The organism is Flammeovirga pectinis, from assembly GCF_003970675.1.
Lineage (GTDB): Bacteria > Bacteroidota > Bacteroidia > Cytophagales > Flammeovirgaceae > Flammeovirga > Flammeovirga pectinis.
The window spans coordinates 1,509,765-1,531,269 of sequence record NZ_CP034562.1 but is presented as its reverse complement, the minus strand read 5'-3'; the positions used below and the strand labels follow the sequence as shown (position 1 = coordinate 1,531,269).

General features: G+C 32.9%; 15 protein-coding genes. 11 read left to right on the top strand and 4 right to left on the bottom strand.

The features are described 5' to 3' along the window. Nucleotides 1–31: 31 nt before the first annotated feature. A complete protein-coding gene (locus EI427_RS06150; protein WP_126612735.1) occupies nt 32–304 on the bottom strand; it encodes a DUF2061 domain-containing protein in 273 nt (90 codons plus the stop codon). A 227-nt stretch (nt 305–531) separates the two neighbouring features. Between EI427_RS06150 and EI427_RS06145 the strand changes: the two genes are divergently transcribed. Both EI427_RS06145 and EI427_RS06140 read left to right on the top strand, forming a co-directional pair. Continuing rightward, nucleotides 532–909, top strand: coding sequence for a hypothetical protein (locus EI427_RS06145; RefSeq protein ID WP_126612733.1), 378 nt, complete (start codon nt 532–534; stop codon nt 907–909). 38 nt (nt 910–947) lie between these two features. After that, nucleotides 948–1,517 carry an AP2/ERF family transcription factor gene (locus EI427_RS06140; protein WP_126612731.1) on the top strand — a complete coding sequence of 190 codons (570 nt, stop codon included), beginning with the start codon at nt 948–950 and terminating at the stop codon, nt 1,515–1,517. Between the two features lie 89 nt (nt 1,518–1,606). Here EI427_RS06140 and EI427_RS06135 read toward each other — a convergent pair whose 3' ends face one another. Together EI427_RS06135 and EI427_RS06130 are read right to left on the bottom strand one after the other, a co-directional pair. Further along, complete coding sequence (locus EI427_RS06135; protein ID WP_126612730.1) at nt 1,607–3,622, bottom strand: tetratricopeptide repeat protein; 2,016 nt, start codon at nt 3,620–3,622, stop codon at nt 1,607–1,609. A gap of 181 nt (nt 3,623–3,803) precedes the next feature. Beyond that, nucleotides 3,804–4,757, bottom strand: a complete 954-nt coding sequence (locus tag EI427_RS06130) for a transketolase family protein (RefSeq protein ID WP_126612728.1) — start codon at nt 4,755–4,757, stop codon at nt 3,804–3,806. A 109-nt stretch (nt 4,758–4,866) separates the two neighbouring features. Here EI427_RS06130 and EI427_RS06125 point away from each other — a divergent pair, with 109 nt between their 5' ends. Together EI427_RS06125 and pafA are read left to right on the top strand one after the other, a co-directional pair. Beyond that, complete coding sequence (locus EI427_RS06125) at nt 4,867–5,853, top strand: GSCFA domain-containing protein (protein ID WP_126612726.1); 987 nt, start codon at nt 4,867–4,869, stop codon at nt 5,851–5,853. A gap of 95 nt (nt 5,854–5,948) precedes the next feature. After that, a complete protein-coding gene (gene pafA / locus EI427_RS06120) occupies nt 5,949–7,613 on the top strand; it encodes an alkaline phosphatase PafA (RefSeq protein WP_126612724.1) in 1,665 nt (554 codons plus the stop codon). A 72-nt stretch (nt 7,614–7,685) separates the two neighbouring features. Here pafA and EI427_RS06115 read toward each other — a convergent pair whose 3' ends face one another. Next, nucleotides 7,686–9,242, bottom strand: coding sequence for a glycerol-3-phosphate dehydrogenase/oxidase (locus EI427_RS06115; RefSeq protein ID WP_317125738.1), 1,557 nt, complete (start codon nt 9,240–9,242; stop codon nt 7,686–7,688). 355 nt (nt 9,243–9,597) lie between these two features. Between EI427_RS06115 and EI427_RS06110 the strand changes: the two genes are divergently transcribed. The 7 genes from EI427_RS06110 (at nt 9,598) to rpsA (ending at nt 21,093) form a co-directional block, all read left to right on the top strand. Further along, on the top strand, nt 9,598–11,985 hold the full coding sequence (locus EI427_RS06110) for a TonB-dependent receptor (RefSeq protein ID WP_126612712.1): 2,388 nt from the start codon (nt 9,598–9,600) through the stop codon (nt 11,983–11,985). A gap of 5 nt (nt 11,986–11,990) precedes the next feature. Continuing rightward, nucleotides 11,991–12,986: a DUF4249 family protein gene (locus EI427_RS06105; protein WP_170178405.1), complete on the top strand. Its 996-nt coding sequence runs from the start codon at nt 11,991–11,993 to the stop codon at nt 12,984–12,986. 41 nt (nt 12,987–13,027) lie between these two features. Beyond that, nucleotides 13,028–14,914 carry a GAF domain-containing protein gene (locus tag EI427_RS06100; protein WP_126612708.1) on the top strand — a complete coding sequence of 629 codons (1,887 nt, stop codon included), beginning with the start codon at nt 13,028–13,030 and terminating at the stop codon, nt 14,912–14,914. Between the two features lie 7 nt (nt 14,915–14,921). Beyond that, complete coding sequence (locus EI427_RS06095) at nt 14,922–15,419, top strand: flavin reductase family protein (protein ID WP_126612706.1); 498 nt, start codon at nt 14,922–14,924, stop codon at nt 15,417–15,419. A gap of 375 nt (nt 15,420–15,794) precedes the next feature. After that, entirely contained in the window at nt 15,795–16,715 is a 921-nt protein-coding gene (locus tag EI427_RS06090; protein ID WP_126618343.1) for a helix-turn-helix domain-containing protein, read from the top strand. Nucleotides 16,716–16,957: 242 nt separating this feature from the next. Continuing rightward, entirely contained in the window at nt 16,958–18,940 is a 1,983-nt protein-coding gene (ispG, locus tag EI427_RS06085) for a (E)-4-hydroxy-3-methylbut-2-enyl-diphosphate synthase (RefSeq protein ID WP_126612705.1), read from the top strand. Nucleotides 18,941–19,305: 365 nt separating this feature from the next. Next, nucleotides 19,306–21,093, top strand: a complete 1,788-nt coding sequence (gene rpsA / locus EI427_RS06080; RefSeq protein WP_126612703.1) for a 30S ribosomal protein S1 — start codon at nt 19,306–19,308, stop codon at nt 21,091–21,093. Nucleotides 21,094–21,505 lie beyond the last annotated feature (412 nt).

Genomic DNA, 21,505 nt, shown 5'->3' with positions numbered 1-21,505 from the left:
TAAAGGTACACATGTTCAATAACATGAAAAATTATTTACTAAATTTTTCCCAAGCTCTTTCATGAAAGTAATAAAGAGCCATTTTTGAGAAAACTTCGAATGACCCGATTGAAAGAGCCATTTTAACTTCGCCAGTAATGAGATATGATATAGTTATTGTATCTATTGTTCCTACAATTCGCCAAGACACTGATTTAGCAATACTCACCCACCTTGGTTTTGGGGCAGCACCAGATTTTACAGCTTCTTGTTCAGCTACTTCATCGGCCTGTATTTTCTTCTCTATTATTCTATCAGCTAACATAAAAAGATCAGTGAAAATTCAAATTTGTTTATTACCCTACTAATTCAGTAGGCAATAGTAATACTTTGTTTACAGATAACAAAAAAAAACTTCTTATATTCTATTTATATTGACAAATAATTGAAATTAAGACTGATTTAATTGTATAATTCAATGTATTTGACTTATTTAACAACTAATTAATATTCTTCAATAAAGGTCGTTGCTAGAAAAGACTTAACAAACTAATGAGAAAGAGAAAGAACTATCCAGGTGAACTGAGAGAAATCGGGACTAAAGATTATAGCCTGATCTTAGGGAACTTAATGAATTATCGTAATCAATTAATGAGAGAAACAGAGGAACAAAAGATGGGTTTAATCTTTTCTAAAGTTTCTGAAAAGCTTAAAGAAATTGGTTGTTTGCGTGCTTCTAACAGTGTAAAGAACAGAGCAGGTCGTAAAAAACTTGGTCTATATCAAGAGATCACTTCTAAAAAGAAAGAAGAAGTTATCGAAATCATAAATAAGAATTGGCATGAAGCAAAACAAAAGCATGATGCTATAAAAACAAGAAATAAAAAATTCGCTTTAGATAAGCAGAACATTGAAACTGTTGATGTATAAAACCATCTAACTGTTACAAAAGTCAGCCCCTTCCAACTATGTTAGTCAAACTACAACTTAAAAATTCTCCAAATCAAGTAATTGTAGATGATCACGTATATGAATATTTACGTGATAATCCCTATTTAAAAAGTCTTGATTTTATCTATAATTTAAGAGAGCATTCATCTGGACGTGCTGTGTTTCAAAAATCGTGGAGACAAAGCAATGGTAAATATAAAACTGACACGATCTATTTACACAAAATGGTTGCGGAGAAATTTATAGGACCTCCAAACACAGATCAGACGCTAATACGTATTGTGAATGGCAATAGGCTAGATTGCAGACTTAAAAATCTTGCCTATGCTGATAGATCAGACATTAAAAGAAACACTCCATCCAAACATAATAAAACTGGATACATTGGAGTTGTAAAGGATAAATATAACTACAGAGCAGTAATCTATAAGGATAAAAAACCAATTTCACTTGGCACTTATAAAACTGCAAAAGAAGCAGCACTGGCTTACAACAAAAAATCTATTGAATTATTTGGTAAGACAAGAAGTCTAAACAAAATAAAGAATGTAGAAGAGATTATTCCAGACCCACCTAAGGGCGAATAATTAAAAAAAGGTTGATATAGTAAATTATATCAACCTTTTTTTATGTAAATATACGGCTAGTAATTAATGCATTGATTTAAAAAAAGCACTTACATAGTAAAGCCAATTACCATTACATCATCTACTTGTTCTTCTTCTCCTTTCCAAGAATCAAACTGCGTTTTAATAAATAATTTCTGATCCTTAACGGGAATTTGATAACAAGCTTCTAGTATTTTTCTAAAATTGGGACTTTTTAATTTCTTGCCTTTTGTTCCACCAAACTGATCTGCAAAACCATCTGAATAGAGGAAAAACATTTTATCAGTACCCATATTAAATGAGTGTGTTTCGGTAGAAGCAAAAGTACTCACGCCTCCTACTCCCCTAGAAGAACCTTTAATAATTTGGTGAGTGTTATTCTCTACAATTGTCATAGACATTCCAGCACCAGCAAAATCTATTGTAGAAGTACTTTTATCTATATAACAAACTGCTACATCCATACCGTCCATATTCCCTGTATTCTTTTGTTTAAGAATACTAGAAAGTCTTGCATGTAATTCTTCTAGAATCAATGTTGGGTTGTATACATTCTGAGACTCTACAATATACTCTAAAGCAGTTTCTCCAACCATACTCATAAATCCACCAGGTACACCGTGCCCTGTACAATCTGCAGCAATTAGAACACCTTTTGTCTCATCAATCATCTTAAACCAATAGAAGTCTCCAGAAACAATGTCTCTTGGCTGGAAAAAAACAAAAGAATTTGGCAATAATTGTTTAACATTTGTCCAATTAGGCAAAATCGCTTTCTGGATTCCTTTTGCATAGTTAATACTATCCATAATATCCTGAGATTTTGCTTGTAATAACTGGTTTATTCTTTGAATTTCTGTTGATTGAATTTCTAACTCATTTTTTTGAGTTTTTAATTTTCTATTGACGTTTCTTTTATTTTTATTTTCGATAGTTAGAAAATAGATAGACAAGCCAAGAATTAAAATCAAGAAAAACGCTGAAATAGTTATTATTGCTTGGCGCTCAATTATTATTTCATTTAACTCCTGATCTTTCTTAAGAATTTCATTTTCTTTTACTCTCTGAGCTACTAAGTATCGAACATTTAATTCTGCTAATTTCATTCTTACCTCCTCACTAAAAATAGTATCTTGATAAGCTTCTATTAGATCATCATATTTTAAAGCTTTTTTGTAGTAGCCTTTTAACCTTGCAATATTTTTTAATTCGGTAAAAGCATTTAAAGCCATATGCTTTGCTCCAATCCTAACAGAGATATCTGCCGCTTTTCTAGCGTAATACTCTGCTTTATCGTAATCACCTTGCTCTCTATATATAAATGCTATATCAGTTAGCGTGCTTACCATTTTATCAGAATCATCAATATTTTCATCATTGAGTTCCATTGATTTTAAAAGATAAACTAATGCCTCATCAAATAATCCAATCTCTGAGTACACTTTTCCAAAATCAGAATAGGTAACAATTTGACCATAAATATCATTATCCTCTTTCCTTAAGTTAAGCGCGTCATTAAAATTATCAACGGCCTTTTTAAATAACCCTGTACCTTGGTATACCCTACCGTAATTTGTCATTACGTATCCCTGCATTCTTTTATCTTTCAGCTTTTTAGAGATTATTTCTGCCATCTCTAAATGAATAACAGCTTCATTAAAGTTCTCTTGATAAATATTTACTGATGCAATATTAATATGGGCATATCCTTGATCTTCATCAGAAGAAATCGCAACAGATTTATCTAAAGCACGCATAAAATCTTTCATTGCTTTTTGATATTCACCTTTATTTCTAAGAGCAATACCACCATAGCTAATAGCCAAGATTTCTTGATTAATCATGTTATTCGCCTTACTTAAATCTTCAGAAATTTTGGCGTATAAATAAGCATTATCGGGAGATATATTTCTATGAAGCCACGCAAGTTCTAGAGCAGCTGATATTCGAATAGAATCAGAAACATTTTTTGCCTCAAAGATTGAAATAAGACTATCAAATTTGGGGATTTCATCTTCTGCTGAATGTTTACCAAACGACACTAGAGAAGATAAAATGAATAGAATACTTAAAAGATTTTTCATTTTGGATACAACTGCTAAAAAGTAGCAGAAATGTGTTAGTTATTTAGTTGTTTACGCAAACATGATTTTACAGATTATATAGTAAATATACGGATTCATTTTAATTTCAATCATTTATTGACAAATAAAAAAGCCTTATAGTTAAGTAACTATAAGGCTTTAATATAAATGAATGGACTAACTATGCTTTTCTAGCTATTGCTCTTTTAGCAGCAGCTACAACATCATTAAAAGTTAAACCATATTTTTCCATTAATTCTGCTGGAGTACCAGACTCACCAAATGTATCATTTACAGCCACAAATTCTTGTGGTGCCAATAATTTAGTTGTCAATACACCTGCAACACTTTCGCCTAAACCACCAGCAATTTGGTGCTCTTCAGCAGTTACGATACAACCTGTTTTCTTTACTGACTTAAGAATTGCTTCTGCGTCTAAAGGTTTGATTGTATGAATATTGATGATTTCAGCAGAAATTCCTTCCTCAGCAAGTTTTTCACCTGCTAAGATAGCTTCCCATACTAAATGTCCTGTTGCAACAATAGTTACATCAGTACCTTCATTCAACATTACAGCTTTTCCAATTTCAAATTCGCCTTCCGGCATGAAAACAGGAATAGATGGACGTCCAAATCTTAAATAAACAGGACCGTCATGAGATGCAGCAGCAATTGTTGCCGCTTTAGTTTGGTTGTAATCACAAGTATTGATTACCGTCATATGAGGAAGCATCTTCATCATACCGATATCTTCTAATACTTGGTGAGTAGCACCATCCTCTCCCAACGTAAGACCTGAGTGAGATGCTGCAATTTTCACATTCTTACCAGAGTATGCCACCGATTGACGGATTTGGTCATAAACACGGCTTGTTGAGAAGTTTGCAAAAGTACCTGTAAAAGGAATTTTACCACCTACAGTCATACCCGCAGCTACATTTATCATGTTCGCTTCTGCAATACCCATTTGAAAGAATCTTTCAGGGAAGTCTGCTTTAAAAGCATCCATTTTTAGAGAACCTGTTAGGTCAGCACATAATGCTACCACGTTCTCATTGATTTTACCTAATTCGTGTAAACCCGCACCAAATCCTGAGCGTGTATCTTTTTTCTCTGTGTATGTAAACTTCTTCATTGTAGTATTTGAAGCGATTTTGATTCTCTCAAATAAATTCGATTACAAATCTAATGTTTGTGTTGACAGTGACAAAATTATTTCAACTTCAAAACCGTATATTGTCAAAATGATGCATAATGAAACGTTCAGAACCTCTGTAGAGCCCGTATTCTTCGAAAATAAAATCAATTATTCATCAAAATTATTTTCAATAGGCTCCTGTTTTTCTCAAAATATAGGAAATCGATTAGCAGATTATCGATTTAATATCACTACAAACCCTTTTGGAACTTTGTATAATCCGATTTCTATATTCGAAAATATCACCAATTCAATTGAAGAAAAACCTATAGACAGCAACAAAATTATAGCTATAGATGGGATCTATAAACACTTTGATTTCCATTCTGATATTTCTTCAGTTTCAGAAGCTGGTTTATTGAATGATATCACATCGATAACGTCATCAGTAAGAAACCAATTAGCAGATTGTTCACACCTTTTAATTACTTTGGGAACTGCTTTTGTTTTCGAAAAGAAGGATATAAATTCTATAGTTGGGAATTGCCATAAAGTTCCGGCTAAAGAATTTAATCAAAGACTGCTTGATTTAGAGGAGTTATTATCTTCTTTTGACAGTTTACATCGGCTTCTTCCTCAAAAAATTAATATAATTATTACAGTTTCCCCAATAAGGCATTTTAGAAATGGCTTAGTAGATAATAATCTTAGTAAATCTCTTTTACGATATTTCACTCATCAAATCTGTAATAAATATGCGAATGTAGAATATTTCCCTTCTTTTGAAATTATGATCGACGATTTGAGAGATTATAGATTTTATACTGAAGATATGGTACACCCCTCTACTTTAGCAATAGATTATATTTGGTCTTATTTTAAAAATGGAATGATTGATACCAAGACAGAAGATACTTTTAAAAAATTAGATAAAGTAAGGAAAGGAATTGCGCATAGGCCGTTTAATCCAAAAACTCCAGCACATCAAAAATTTTTAAATAAACTGAAACAAATCACGCTATCAATCAAAGACTTTAAAACAGAAGCATTAATTACAGAGATTGATGAACTCCTCGTAAGATCTCAACTGTAATATTAATTCATTATTAATAAAACTTATGTTCTATTGCTTTTTAAGATCTGTCACGCATATTGCAAAACCTTTTATTATCACATCAAAAAAATAATATGAAAAGAGTTATTTTATCTTTTTTAGTAGCTTTTATGAGCTTCACTTCTTCGTTTGCTCAATTTACAGAAGACAAACCTAAAGCTGTTGTAGGAATTATTGTAGATCAAATGAAGTACGACTATATCTCGAGGTATTGGGATAATTTTGGAGAGGGAGGATTTAAAAAGCTTGTAAACGATGGCTATTTTGTAAGAAATGGTCAATACAACTATGCTCCGACTGTAACAGGCCCCGGTCATGCATCAGTTTATTCTGGAACATCACCTGCTTATCATTCTATTGTAAACAATAACTTTTATGATCGTGAGAAAGGTAAAGGAGTTTATTGTGTTGATGATAAAAGATACACGACTGTTGGTTCTGACAGTAAGAACGGTCAAAAATCACCTTATAGACTAGCTACTACAAACCTATCTGATGAAATTAAATGGGCTAGTAATTTTAGATCTAAAGTGTATGCTGTTTCTATTAAAGATAGATCTGCTGTTCTACCTGCTGGTCATGCTGGAGACGGTGCATATTGGTTAGACGAGAAAAATGGTAATTGGATTACTTCTTCTTTCTACATGAAAGAATTACCACAATGGCTTACTGATTTAAATGAAGGAAAGAAAAGACCAATTGATAAATACATGAAATCTGATTGGACGCTTTCTTTACCTATTGAAAGATATGGTGCTTCTACTGAGGACAGTACTGCCTATGAATCTTTATTTCCTGGTAAATCTGAACCTACATTCCCTTACAGCATCAAAAAAGGTGTTGCTTCTGATAGAGTTCGTGCTAAGACAGGGAGAAAGTACGATATTATTAAAGGCACTCCATACGGTAATACGTTAGTTACAGAAATGGCTATGCATATTATTGACAATGAAAATTATGGCCAAGATAATTTTACAGATCTTTTAGCTGTAAGTTATTCATCTACAGATTATGCTGGTCATGCATACGGACCTCAATCTATGGAAGTGGAAGATATGTACATTAAATTAGATAAAGAACTTGAAACTTTAATTAATCATTTAGATGAAAAATTAGGGAAAGGAAATTATGTTATCTTTTTAACTGCAGATCATGCTGGTGCTCAAAACGCTGGTTTTATGCGCGATAGAATGAATTTTGAGGCTGTAAATATTAGCAGCAAAGAAGATACGCAAGCAATTGAAACTGTATTAAATGCACGTTTTGGAGAAGGAAAATATGTTGCTTCTAATTATTCAGGTCAACTTTATTTAGATAGAGAACTTATTAAAGAAAAGAAACTTGATTTAGAAGAAGTACAATTGGCTACCGCAGAAGCGTTTATGGCAATGCCGCAATATGCAGCTGCAATTATTGGAAAAGACTTAGAAAGAAACGAGTATACTTTAGGTTATAAAGGCTTAATATATAATGGTTTTAACCCTCGTTTTTCTCCAGATGTTTATGGTGTTTTAAAATCACATAATATGGATTATGGTAAAGGTGGAACAACCCACTTCTCTCCATACAAATATGATACTCATGTACCTATTATGTTCTATGGATGGAATATCCCTCATGGAGAAACTCATGCACCACATACAATTACTGAAATTGCACCAACGGTTTGTTCTTTCTTAAATATGAACTACCCTTCTGGTTGTTACAGCAACCCAATTATTATTCCTATGAAAAAATAGTTGGATTGATATAGCATAAAAAAACCACTGTTTAGTTCGTAAACAGTGGTTTTTTTATGCTCTAATTTTAATCTAGCACATATATCCTTTTGCCAAGGTGGTATATTCTTCAATTTGATTATCAACCCAAACTTCATCTTTTCCTAATATCCCTGCCATCATTTTAGCAACTTCAGGAGCAGCTTCAATACTTGCACACGCATTTAAAAGTAAACTTCTTGTACGCCTTGCTAAAACATCTTCTACCGTTCTTGCCATTTCATTTTTCACTCCCCAATAAACATCTGCAAATCGGTAAGGTAAATCGGAATGGATCTCAACTCCTAACTTAGGTGCTTCTGTAATTAATGCTTCTATTTTTGGTAAATCATTTCCATAAACACTTTTTACATCTAAACGGTCTGCTCCCTGTTGGTACCCATGTAATAGTAAATCTTTTGTAATACACTTTACTGATGGAATATGAGCTACTTTCTCGATTGTATCAACAGCATCCTCTGCCATCTGTCTATAAGTTGTCCATTTACCACCTACTATCGTAATTAAACTTGACTTATTAACGAGAATCTTATGTGATCGAGAAATATTTTTTGTCTCAACTTCTTGTTTCTTTACTAAAGGTCGCAAACCTGCAAAGACACTTCTTACATCAGATCTTTTAGGTGCTTTTTGTAAATATTGCCCTGCTGTTTTTAGAATAAACTCAATTTCTTCTTCTAATGCTCTTGGTTCAGCATCTATAGAATCTAGCGGTGTATCTGTTGTTCCAACTACAATTTTATCGTACCAGGGAACAGCAAACAATACTCTACCATCACTAGTTCTAGGTACCATTATAGACGAAGCTCCTTTTAAAAACTCTTTATCTAAAATAATATGTACTCCTTGACTTGGCGAAACTACAGGTTTATGGTTTTTATCGTCCATACTTAAAATCTGATCTACAAAAACGCCTGTTGCATTTACTACAGTAGTTCCTTTAACAACATGCTCAGTACCTGTTTCACTATCAATAAAACGTACGCCATCAACTTTATCAAGTTCATCTTTTTCTAACCCAACTACCTCAGCATAATTAAGAAGATTGCCTTCAAAATCTGAGATAGTTTGTGCTAATGTTATCGCCAATCGAGCATCATCAAACTGACCGTCATAATATCTTACTCCTCCAATTAAACCATCTTGACTAAGGTTTGGAATATGTTTTAAAGTCTTTTCTTTTGAGATCATTTCTGATTTACCCAAACCTAGACTTCCAGCCATTACATCATATACTTTTAATCCTGTAGTATATAAAGGTGCATCCCACCAATCATAAACAGGAACAATAAACTTTTGGTCATGCACTAAATGAGGTGCATTTTCTTTCATCAACCCACGTTCACGCAATGCTTCTCTCACCATACCAACATCACCTTGCTTTAAATAACGCACTCCGCCATGAGCAAGCTTTGTACTTCTGCTTGAAGTACCTTTTGCAAAATCATCTTTCTCTAATAATAATGTTTTGTACCCTCTTAAAGTACTATCAAGAGCAGTTCCTAATCCAGAAGCTCCTCCGCCGATAACTATCACATCAAACAACGTTGTTGCTTCTACTTGCGATAACATCTTTTTTCTGTTCATCATCTATGTGTGGGTCAATTTTATATGTTTATCTAACTAATTTAAAAAAGAAACTCTTCACAATCATTTATTTTTTTAATTTTAAAACAAATTAATGTCAGATTAGTAATTAGTATATCCTCTTTGATGATTTTAATAGGTTAAAATCAACTTTTCATAGATGGAATTACTCATTTTATTGAAAATGTTTCTCACAAAACATTTTTTATTTGATATTTGATTTTCAAAAGAACTGTGTATCTCTGTTTAAACTATTGTCAATCTACATCATTTAAAAAAGTAAACTCTTAGATTTTATATTTAACAAATTCTACACAGTTTTTTGAAGGAACTATTATATCTTTCTACATCTCTTTTTATGTATAAAACAAGACTATCACTCTTAATCTTATCTCTCCTATTGTCCTTACAAGTACTTGGACAAACTAAAGATTACACAGTAAGTGGATTTATTAAAGATGCCACTAATGGAGAAACTTTAATTGGGGCAACCGTTTATGCCGAAGGTACAACTGACGGTGTTGTGACGAACCCTTATGGATTTTTCTCTTTATCACTCAAAGAAGGAGAATACAATATTATTATCAAGTATATTGGTTACAAAACATCTTTGCAGAAGGTAATTTTAGATAAAAATCAGAAATTATCTATCGAGTTAGAAACAATGGATGTCGAACTCGACGAAATTGTAGTAACAGGTGAAAGAGAAGACGCCAATGTATCTGATGTACAAATGAGTACACAAAAAATGGATATTGAAACTATTCTTAAAGTCCCTGCACTCTTAGGAGAGGTTGATGTAATTAAATCTATTCAATTATTACCAGGTGTTAGTACAGTTGGTGAAGGTGCTACAGGTTTTAATGTTAGAGGTGGCGGTATAGGACAAAACCTTGTATTATTAGATGAAGCTCCCGTTTTTAATTCTTCTCACCTTTTCGGTTTTTTCTCTGTATTTAACCCAGATGCCGTTAAAGATGTAAAGTTAATTAAAGGTGGTATTCCTGCACAATACGGTGGCCGTATTTCTTCTATTCTAGATGTTAGAATGAAAGAAGGGAACTCTAAAAAGCTACAAGTTCAAGGTGGTATTGGTGCTATTTTTAGTAGATTAACTGTAGAAGCTCCAATTATTAAAGATAAAATGTCTTTCCTAATTGCTGGACGTAGATCTTATATAGATATTCTAGCTAAACCTTTTTTAAGTGATGATCTAGCAGGTTCTAAATTTAATTTTTGGGATTTGACTGCAAAGATCAATTATGACATCAATGAGAATAACAAAATATTTTTATCTGGATATTGGGGACGTGATCAATTTGGATCATCAACGGTATTTAATTCAAGTTGGGGTAATGTAACGGGTACTTTTAGATGGAATCATTTATTTAATGATAAACTATTTTCTAATATCACTTTCTATATTTCAGATTATGATTATGCATTAGGTGTTTCTCAAAACGATACGGATTCTTTCAACTGGGACTCAAGAGTTAAAACATACTCTTTCAAACCTGAATTTACTTGGTATGTAGGAAAGAATAATACAATTACTTTTGGTGGACAGTCTATTATTTATGATTTCTCACCAGGTACAACTACTGCAACAAGTGGCGGAACTGAGCTACCTCCTTTTCAATTGCAAAATCAATATGGTTGGGAAAATGCATTGTATATAGGAAATGATCAGAAAGTATCTGAAAAAATCACACTTCAATATGGAGTTAGATTAAGTTCATTTACTTACATGGGACCTGTTACAACTTATGATTATCAAGCAGCAGCAACTCCAAATACTAGAAAAGAACCTGTACCAGGATCGGAAAGAGTATATGACGATTGGGAGCCTGTAGAGACTTATTATAGTGTAGAACCTCGTTTTGCTATGAAATACCAATTTAACGAGCGAAATTCTATAAAAGCGAGTTACAATCACATGGCTCAGTATATTCATTTGATTTCGAATACTACTGCTGCATCTCCTTTAGATGTTTGGTCTCCTAGTACTAACAATATAAAACCACAAGTTGGTGATCAATATGCACTAGGGTATTTCAAGAATTTAAAAGACAACACATTTGAACTTTCTACTGAGGTATATTATAAACCAATGAAAAACCTAATTGATTATATTGATGGTGCAGACCTTCTCTTAAATCAATATTTAGAAGGTGATTTACTAAACTCTACTGGACAAGCTTACGGTTTAGAACTTTACCTTAAAAAGAATAAAGGACGTTTTACGGGTTGGATTAGTTATACTTTGGCAAGATCTGAGCAAAAAACAGACGGCATTAACTTAGGTGAATATTACCCTACTCGATTTGACCAAGCACACAACTTAACAGTAAGTACTTTTTATGATATCAACGAGAGATGGTCACTATCTGGTAACTTCTCTTTTGTTACGGGTACTCCGAGTACATTCCCTACAAACCAAATACAGGTGCAAGGGTATGGAATCCCTCATAATGTAGATGGTGTAAGAAATAATCAAAGAATACCTTACTACCATAGATTAGATATATCTGCCACTTTAAATGGTAAAAAGAAACCCGAAAGAAGATGGGAACATTATTGGGTATTTGGCTTTTACAATACTTATGCTCGTAAAAACCCTTACTCTATTTATTTTCAACCAGACACAGAAAGACCTGGACAAGGTGTACCAGCACCAAACCAAGCAATTCAACTTTCTGTAATAGGAACTATTATCCCTTCAGTATCATTCAACTTCAAATGGTAATTAAAATGACATTCAAAAATATTCAATATATCATCTACTTTTTCATTTTCACCTTAATATCTTGTGAAGATGTAATTACTGTAGATTTAGCCACTGGGAGACCTCAAATAGTTGTAGATGGGTGGATCAATAATAAATTTGAGACACAAAAAATACGCTTAGTATCTACCACAGGTTATTTTAATTCTGATGCTCCTCCATATGTAGAGAACGCAACTGTCAAAATACATAACCTTGTCAATAACACGACAATGGATTTCACTTATGACAAAGATGGATATTACACTTGGACCCCTGCAACTTTAGCAGATACTTTATTAGTAAGACAGCGTCCTTCTGATTTTGACAGAGACAGTGATGGTTTGTACAATAACTATTACCGTTTAGAAGTGACTGCTGAATTTACTGGCGTAGACGTTCATTTCGAAGCATTTACTTCTTTAGAGAGAACACCAGTGATTGACTCTCTTACTTTTAAGACTCAAGTAGCATCTGATGATTACCCCGAAGTAATTTATGGAGAACTTTGGGCTAAAGATTTTGCTGGTCCTGCTGATTGCTATTGGATAAAGACATGGAAAAACGATTCGCTTTTAAATAAATCGAATGAAATGTCTCTTGCTTTTGATATTACTCCCGGCAGAAGTGATTATGGAGATGTAATAAAAGAAGATACTTATTTTATTCCTCCTGTTAGAAATAGTATTAACCCAAGACTATCTGACGATGAGCAAGAAGCGAAGAAACCACTCTATCAAATTAATGATTCTGTGTATTGTGAAATTCATTCTATGACAGAAAATGCATTTGATTTTATGAGTCAAGCCAAATCACAAATGTCAAATGGAGGGCTTTTTGCTACACCATTAGCAAATGTCCCATCAAATATTCTTGCTTTAGACAGTAAAAGTGATGGTTTAGTTGTAGGAGTTTTTTGTGGGTCTGCAATATCTAGCAAAGGATTTCGTATTAAAACTAAGCCCCCTTACGAAGAAAAGTAATATAACGGGGTAAGTTATATATAGACAATAGATTTTTTATTATGTCAATTCAACAAGAAGTTGATAAATATACACCCTCCCGCGAACGCGTTGAAGGTTATTATTCAGAGAATTTCAAACGATTAGATCGTGCTATGCAGTATACCCTTCTGGGTATGTTTACTTTGGCGATTGGATTATCTTTTGAATCTGGAAATTGGATTTTAGCACTTGGTCTTGCTTTAGCGAGTAGCTTTGTGTATTTCATTTTACTTTATTCTGGAACAAGTTCTACTACTCCTAGATATGTATTGGCATTTACATTTTTTCTATTCCAGTTACAATATCTAATTGTTGCCCCGCATACACCTTATGCTCAATTTGCCTTTTTTGGTGTTCTTGCGCTAATTACGCTTTATCAAAGTTGGACGCTAATTACTGTATATTTTATGATGACCTTATTGATGTATATATCAATGGCATTATTAGGTACAGATATGTGGTTAACAGAACTGATAAACACTAGTATTGAAACACGTTCTTTTAGAGGTTTAGTTTCAGTCCCTTTAGTTACTCTATTCTTTTATGGGGTTTGTATGTTTATTTCAAATCAATTAAAAAACCAATCTTTTAGAAATGCACGTTATGCAATTTTCTTAGAAGATCAGATGCACATTGATGAGAACACCAAACTTGCTCAGGATATTGAAAACGGCAAATTATATGAAGAATATAATATTCATGAAAATGACATACTTGGTAACCTTTTAATCTCTATGAGAGATCAGGTAAGAATTCAGAAAGAAAATGTAGAAAGCCAAGGATGGATTGCATCTGGTTTATCTTCTATTTCTGAGCTACTTTTATCTGTAAAAGATATTAATAAATTAAGTACTAAAACACTTAGAGAGATTACAGAGTATATGCAAGCAACTTTAGGTGCATTTTATTTATACAATGTAGAAACTGAAAAGCTTGAAATTACTGCTTGTTATAGTCAACATAGAAGAAAAAAAGTTGGAGATACCTATAACAAAGGAGAAGGTCAGGTTGGGGAAGTCTTTCTAAAAAACTCTCCAACATTAATAGAATCTATTCCTGATGACTATACTCCAATTCAATCTGGGTTGGGAGAAGCACTACCAAAAAACATATACATTGTTCCTTTGGCTATTAAAAATGATGTTGTTGGAGTAATTGAAGTTGCCTCATTAAAAGGGTTTAACGAACAAGAAAAATCACTCTTAATAGAGATCGCTCCTTCTATTGCACTTACTATTAGAACTATTAATTCTACAGTAAGAACAAACGAACTTCTTGATGAATCGCAAAGAACAAATGAGCAATTAAAATTGAAAGAAGAATCTCTTAAAGAAAGTATGCTTCTTTTAGAAGATACAAAAAGAGAGATGGAAATTAAACAGCAACAACTTGAGGCTCAAGAAGAAGAAAGTTTACTTTTCTTTGAAAGAGCAATGGATGCTATGATTGCTTTTGATGAAAACGGTAATATTCTGAGATTAAACCCGGCTGCATCACATATATTCCAAATAGGTATTGTAGCAGAAGGTCAAAACATTCAAGATGTTCTTGGTAAAACTTACGATAGAGCACTGAATAATAGAAAGACTATGAAACTGAAGCGTACTTCTGGTGAAGTTTTTACCGCTTTAGTGTTTATCACAGAAATTACAACAAATAACGAGCTTAGAAGAATAGCTTATATACAAGATATTTCTGATCAAGATAAAAAAGAAAAAGAGTTAAGGATTTTATTAGACAAAGCTCAAATCAGAAATGAACAATTGGCTGAACAAGAAAAAGCCATGAAAGAAAGCTTGATGATGATGATTAATACTAAATCAGAATTAAACACCGCTCAAAAGAGAGTTATTGAACTTGAAGTTGAAATTGGTAAACTTCATCAAGAATTAAGAAAAAAGAATTAAACGATCAATGCAAATAGAAACAATGGATACGACTTTATTTAAAGCTGCTATGAAACACCTTACAGCTACCGTAACAGTTGTAAGTACAAATGGAGTTGCAGGCAAGAATGGCATCACTGCTACAGCCGTATCCTCTCTATCAGACACACCTCCTAGTTTGGTTGTATGTGTAAACAAAAAAAGTGATTTTCACGAACAGGTAACACAGAATAAAGTTTTTTCTGTGCACATACTTTCTGAAGAGATGACTGAAATCTCTAATTGTTTTGCAGGTTATAAAGGACTTCATGGAGAAGATAAATTTTCTTTGGGAGACTGGAAGCTTAAAAACGATTTTTATAATTTAGATAATGCACTTGTAAATATACATTGTGAGCTTGCTGAGAGTCATAATGGTTTCTCACATAGTATTTTTGTTGGGAAAATGATCAATATAGAGCTGAACGAGGAGAATGAAGCGAAACCTTTGCTTTACGGACAAGGAAATTACACTACAATTAAATAATAATAGTTCAATTTAGACTGCATAGGTAAATACTGTGTTTTTCTAAGTTGAACTTTTTTTATGGAATTCTTTAAATAATCTTTTATCACTATTCTTTCAAAAAGTGAAAATTTTCATAGATTTTTGCACTAATTCAAGATAGTCTATTTGTCTATAATTAAAAAAAGATAAAATAATGCTTGATTTTAAGATTCATTATTAGTTTATTTATGTAATGGAACTATTATTAACTATTAATGACATAGTTTTATTCCTATTTTCATAAGGTAAATAAACACTATTATAAAAGAAGAAATTGTACATTTTGTATAACTAATGTCTAACCCAACAGCTAGTACTGTAGTTATTTCTCCTTTTTAATTACAAATGACTATGATTGAAGATTACAACAAAATCATCGAATCTTTAAACATCAAGTTTATAAGATCGAACAGCTTAAATGTTATCCGCTCTGTAAAAGTTTCAAACTTTTATGATGTCCAAAACACTTTAATTCAGGTTAAAGAGGGTGTTATCGCAATAAGCGAAAATGAAGTTGCTCAAAAAGGCGACTTAGTATTTATACCAGGAGGTAAATCTGTAGAGATTGCTTTTGGTAATACTGATGTCACTGAAGTAACAAATGAAAGCTTTATCAATGATAGAGATTCTTATTTAAGAAAAATCACTGACGATGTCTCTATTCACACAATACAGACTAGTTTTACATCTGTAACATTTGATGCAAAAGCATTTGATTCTGTAAACTTCTTCAATTCTTTAGACATCCCTCCTTTCGTTATTCCTTGCCAAGATGTTGTTAACGAAGCAATCAACAAGATCTACAAAGAATCTTTAGGTGAAAAAGCAGGTAAAGATAGAATTGCTACTAACCTGACTGAATATGCGGTTATCGAAGTATTCCGCCATGTTTTAGAGAATAAATTATTTGTTGAGCAAATTGCTACAAATAGTAATTACTTTAAAGATCCTCGTCTTATTGATATCTTTAACTTTATCAAAGACAATCTTTCAAGTGATCTATCAAATAAAATATTAGCCAATGTAGCTAATGTATCTGAAGATTATGTAGGTCAGTATTTCAAAATGTTGACAGGTATTAATCCTCAAGATTACATTGAATACCAAAGAATGGAAAAAGCCGTAGAATTACTACGTACTTCTAGAAAGAGTATTCGTGCAATTGGTTCTGAAGTTGGTTATAAAGACACCGCTTACTTCTGTAGAAGATTTAAAATGATGTTCGGTATTCCAGCAGGAAAAATGAGAAGAAGAGACTCATTAATGAACGTCTAAATAATAGATATAAAAATCAAAGGTCCAAAATTGAAATTTTGGACCTTTTTTTATTTTATCTTTTTGAACAAAACACCTACTTATCAGTTTTAATCAGATGTTGTACTTGGAAGAAATTAAGCAATTTAATTACTAACAATATTCAATCGATACCATATACTAAAATTTTGAGTGCCTTAAATCACCTTTTATAATTCTTAATTAAAATTAATCTGTATTTTTGCCTCAAATAATCATTCCAAATGAAAAAAGAAGAGATACAAGCAAATTTATATTGTGACAACATCAACGCGTACGAAAGAAGAACTACCGTTACCGTTAATATTGGAGATGTACCAATGGGTGGAACAAACCCAATTAGAGTACAATCTATGACAACTGTTGATACAATGGATACTGAAGGATCAATCGAAGAAGTAATTCGTATGGTTGATTCTGGATGTGAGTACGTAAGAATTACTGCACCTAGTATTAAAGAAGCTGAAAACCTTCAGAATATAAAAGATGGATTATTAGCTCGAGGTTACAAAGTACCTTTAGTGGCTGATATACATTTTACTCCAAATGCCGCAGAAGTTGCTGCTCGTATTATTGAAAAAGTACGTATCAACCCTGGAAATTATGCTGATAAGAAGAAGTTTGATTTCATTGAGTATGATGACGCTACTTACAAAGAAGAATTAGAAAGGATTCGTGAACGTTTTATTCCTTTGGTAGAAATTTGTAAAGAACATGGTACAGCAATGCGTATTGGTACAAACCATGGTTCTTTATCTGACCGCATTTTAAGTAGATACGGTGATACTCCCCTAGGAATGGTAGAATCTGCACTTGAATTTTTAAGAATTTGTAATGATCTTGATTACCATGAGATCGTTCTTTCCATGAAAGCAAGTAATACACAGATTATGGTCCAAGCATACCGTTTGCTTGTCCAAAAAATGAACGAAGAAGGCTTAAAACCTTACCCATTACATTTAGGAGTTACTGAAGCAGGTGATGGAGAAGATGGAAGAGTAAAATCTGCAGTTGGTATTGGAACTCTATTAGAAGACGGACTTGGTGATACTGTGCGTGTATCTCTTACAGAAGCACCAGAAGCAGAAGCTCCTGTAGCAGAAGCCTTAATTAAAAGGTATGAACATAGAGCTAAAAATAGTTCACCTATTTCAACCTCAATAAATGTATCTCCTAAGAATCCGTTTAAATACGAAAGAAGAAAAACAATCGAAGTAGAAAACTTTGGCGATCACAATGTACCTAGAGTAGTTGCTGACTTCAGTCAAGTTGATTCTATCGAAATGTCAGACCTTAAAAATATTGGTCATCATTATTTACCTGCTACAGATAAGTGGGGAATGTCTGATCATGGTGCTGATTATATTTACACAGGAGTAGAAACATTACCTTTCATGGCTCCAAATGGCCTGAAAAATATTATTGACGCAATTGCTTGGGAAGAAAATTCTGAAGCAATTCCTTTATTTAGTATAGAAAATTTCTTTAAAGCAAGTGAAGTTCACCCATCAATTAACTTTGTTAGAGGAACATTTAACGAATTTACTCCGATTGTTCTCACAGAATTGGCAGCTTATAATAATGTAGTTCTTATTTTACATACAAGTAATGAACATGCAATGCCAGAACTCAGAGCTTCTCTTTTTAAATTTTACACAGATAACTTACAATTACCTGTAGTTATTGAGAGAGAATATAAAAATGTAGATGCCGATCAACTCCAACTTTATAGTTCGACAGATATTGGCGGTCTATTAATAGATGGTTTGGGTGATGGAGCCTTATTAAAACCCTTAGCTGCTACAAACAAAGTTGATTTACTAAACAACTTAAAAGTTAGCAACAGGTTGGCTTTTGGTATTTTGCAAGCTGCACGTACTAGAATGACAAAAACAGAATATATTTCTTGTCCTTCTTGTGGTAGAACATTATTTGATCTACAAGAAACTACAGCTATGATCCGAAAAAGAACTGACCACCTAAAAGGTGTAAAAATCGGAATTATGGGCTGTATTGTTAATGGCCCAGGAGAAATGGCTGATGCAGATTATGGCTATGTTGGATCTGGAAAAGGAAAGATCACTTTATATAGAGGCCAAGAAGTTGTAAAACGATCTGTTCCAGAAGCAAATGCAGTAGATGAATTAATTAATTTAATTGATGAAGATGGCAATTGGTTTGCTCCTTCTAATGACCTTTTGAATTAAGAGAAAATTATAAAATCACAACGAAGAGAGTTAAGAACGTTTTAGAATGTTTTTAACTCTCTTTTTATTAAACTACAATTTAAAAGAATATGTAGAGTGTAAATTAATTAAGTGAGTGACAAATTTTCTTATTAATTATCGGCTTAATTACCACCTCTCCTTTAAAGAAATTAACAGCTAAGCCACTACAGGTCTTCATTTTATAAAAATAAATTCTTACCTTTGCATGCTGAATTATACGTACTAGCTCTATAATTCACAGTAACTTCCACGTACTAGCTCTGTAAGTTACACAAAATCAATATTTTAATTATATCTCTTTCGTGACAGCACTAGCGAAAGGGCGTAAACAGTGCTTTATTATTATGTCAGAACAATCACAAGACTTCAACTGGGACGAATTCGAAGCAGGTTCTTCAGAATTTGGTGATGGCTATTCAGCTACAGAAAGAGAAGAAATGTTGAAAATGTACGAAGGTACATTGAATTCATTAACTGAAAAAGAAGTAGTTAAAGCTACTGTAGTATCTATTACAGACCGTGATGTAGTGTTAAACATTGGATTCAAATCTGATGGTTTAGTACCTTCTAACGAATTCCGTGACACTCCGGACCTAAAAGTAGGCGACGAAGTTGAAGTATTTGTTGAGCAACAAGAAGACGTAAATGGTCAACTTGTTCTTTCACGTAGAAAAGCTAAAATCGTTCGCGCTTGGGAAAATATCCAAAATGCTTTGGATAACGACGAAGTTATCGAAGGTGTTATTAAGCGTAGAACTAAAGGTGGTCTTATCACTGATATATTTGGAATCGAAGCATTCTTGCCAGGTTCTCAAATTGATGTGAAGCCTATCCGTGACTTCGACGTATTTGTAGGTAAGAAGATGGAGTTGAAAGTAGTTAAAATTAACTATGCTAACGACAACGTTGTAGTTTCTCATAAGATCTTGATCGAAAAAGATTTAGAAGAGCAAAAACAACGTATCTTGAACAACCTAGAAAGAGGTCAAATCTTGGAAGGTGTGATCAAAAACATGACAAACTTCGGTGTATTCATCGATTTAGGTGGTGTAGATGGTCTTCTTCACATTACAGACATTTCTTGGGGACGTATCTCTCATCCAGAGGAAGTATTACAACTTGACCAAAAAGTTAACGTTGTTGTTCTTGACTTTGATGATGACAAGAAACGTATCTCATTAGGTATGAAACAACTTACTTCTCACCCTTGGGATTCTCTTGGTACAGATGTTGAAGTTGGAGCAAAAGTTAAAGGTAAAATCGTTAATGTTGCTGACTACGGTGCATTCTTAGAAATTATGCCAGGCGTTGAAGGTCTGATCCACGTTTCTGAAATGTCATGGTCTCAACACTTACGTAATCCTCAAGACTTCATTAAAGTTGGTGACGAAATCGAAGCAGTTGTATTAACTATCGATCGTGACGAACGTAAGATGTCTCTTGGAATCAAGCAATTAACTGAAGATCCTTGGACTAAGAAAGATTTATTAGAGAAGTATGCAGTTGGAACTAAACATTCAGGTGTTGTTCGTAACTTAACTAACTTCGGTCTATTCTTAGAATTAGAAGAGGGTATCGACGGTTTAGTACACGTTTCTGATCTTTCTTGGACTAAGAAAATCAAGCACCCATCTGAGTTCATCAAACAAGGTGAGCAATTAGATGTTGTTGTTCTTGAAATTAATCCAGAAGAACGTCGTTTAGCTTTAGGTCATAAGCAATTAGAAGAAAACCCTTGGGAACACTTCGAAACAGTATTCACTGTAGATTCAGTTCATAAAGGTACTATCCTTTCTAAATCTGACAAAGGTGCTGTAGTAGAATTACCTTACGGTATCGAAGGCTTCTCTATGAGCAAAAACCTTAAGAAAGAAGATGGAACTAACCCTGAAACAGGTGAATCTTTAGACTTTAAAGTATTAGAGTTCTCTAAAGATGATAAGAGAATCCTTCTTTCTCATGTTCATGTTTACAATGAAAATGCAGCAGTTGCTACTCCTAAGAAAGCAGCAGCTAAAAAAGGTGGTAACAAGCCAGCAGCACAAGGATCAAACGAAGAAGCTACAACTTCTTTAGGTGATTTGGATGCATTAGCTAACTTGAAACAACAACTTAAAGGTGGTAAAAAGTAATTAGCTAACGCTAATTATTAATTATTCTTTTAGTTTAAGCATACAGGTACACCCTATTTACTTCGGTAAGTAGGGTGTTTTTTTGTGTATAAATTTAAATTTTAATAAAATCAACTGTTTAAATTGCTAATAACAACAATTTACACCTCTCAAAAACTCCATTAACAATAGATTCTATTACCATTAAAAAACTAGTCAAAATAATATTATTTTTATATTTTTAATTAACTGTTTAAGCAATGTTAACTTAAAGTGAAGTTTTATTCATTTAACTTTATTAACACTTTCATTACGAGCTAAATATCAACGTGTTAGATGAAATAATATTGTTTAAGGTGAAATAATGATATAAAAAATGTGAAATAAAAACTTAAATTTGCAACATTATTTAATACTTCCAATTATTCATCTA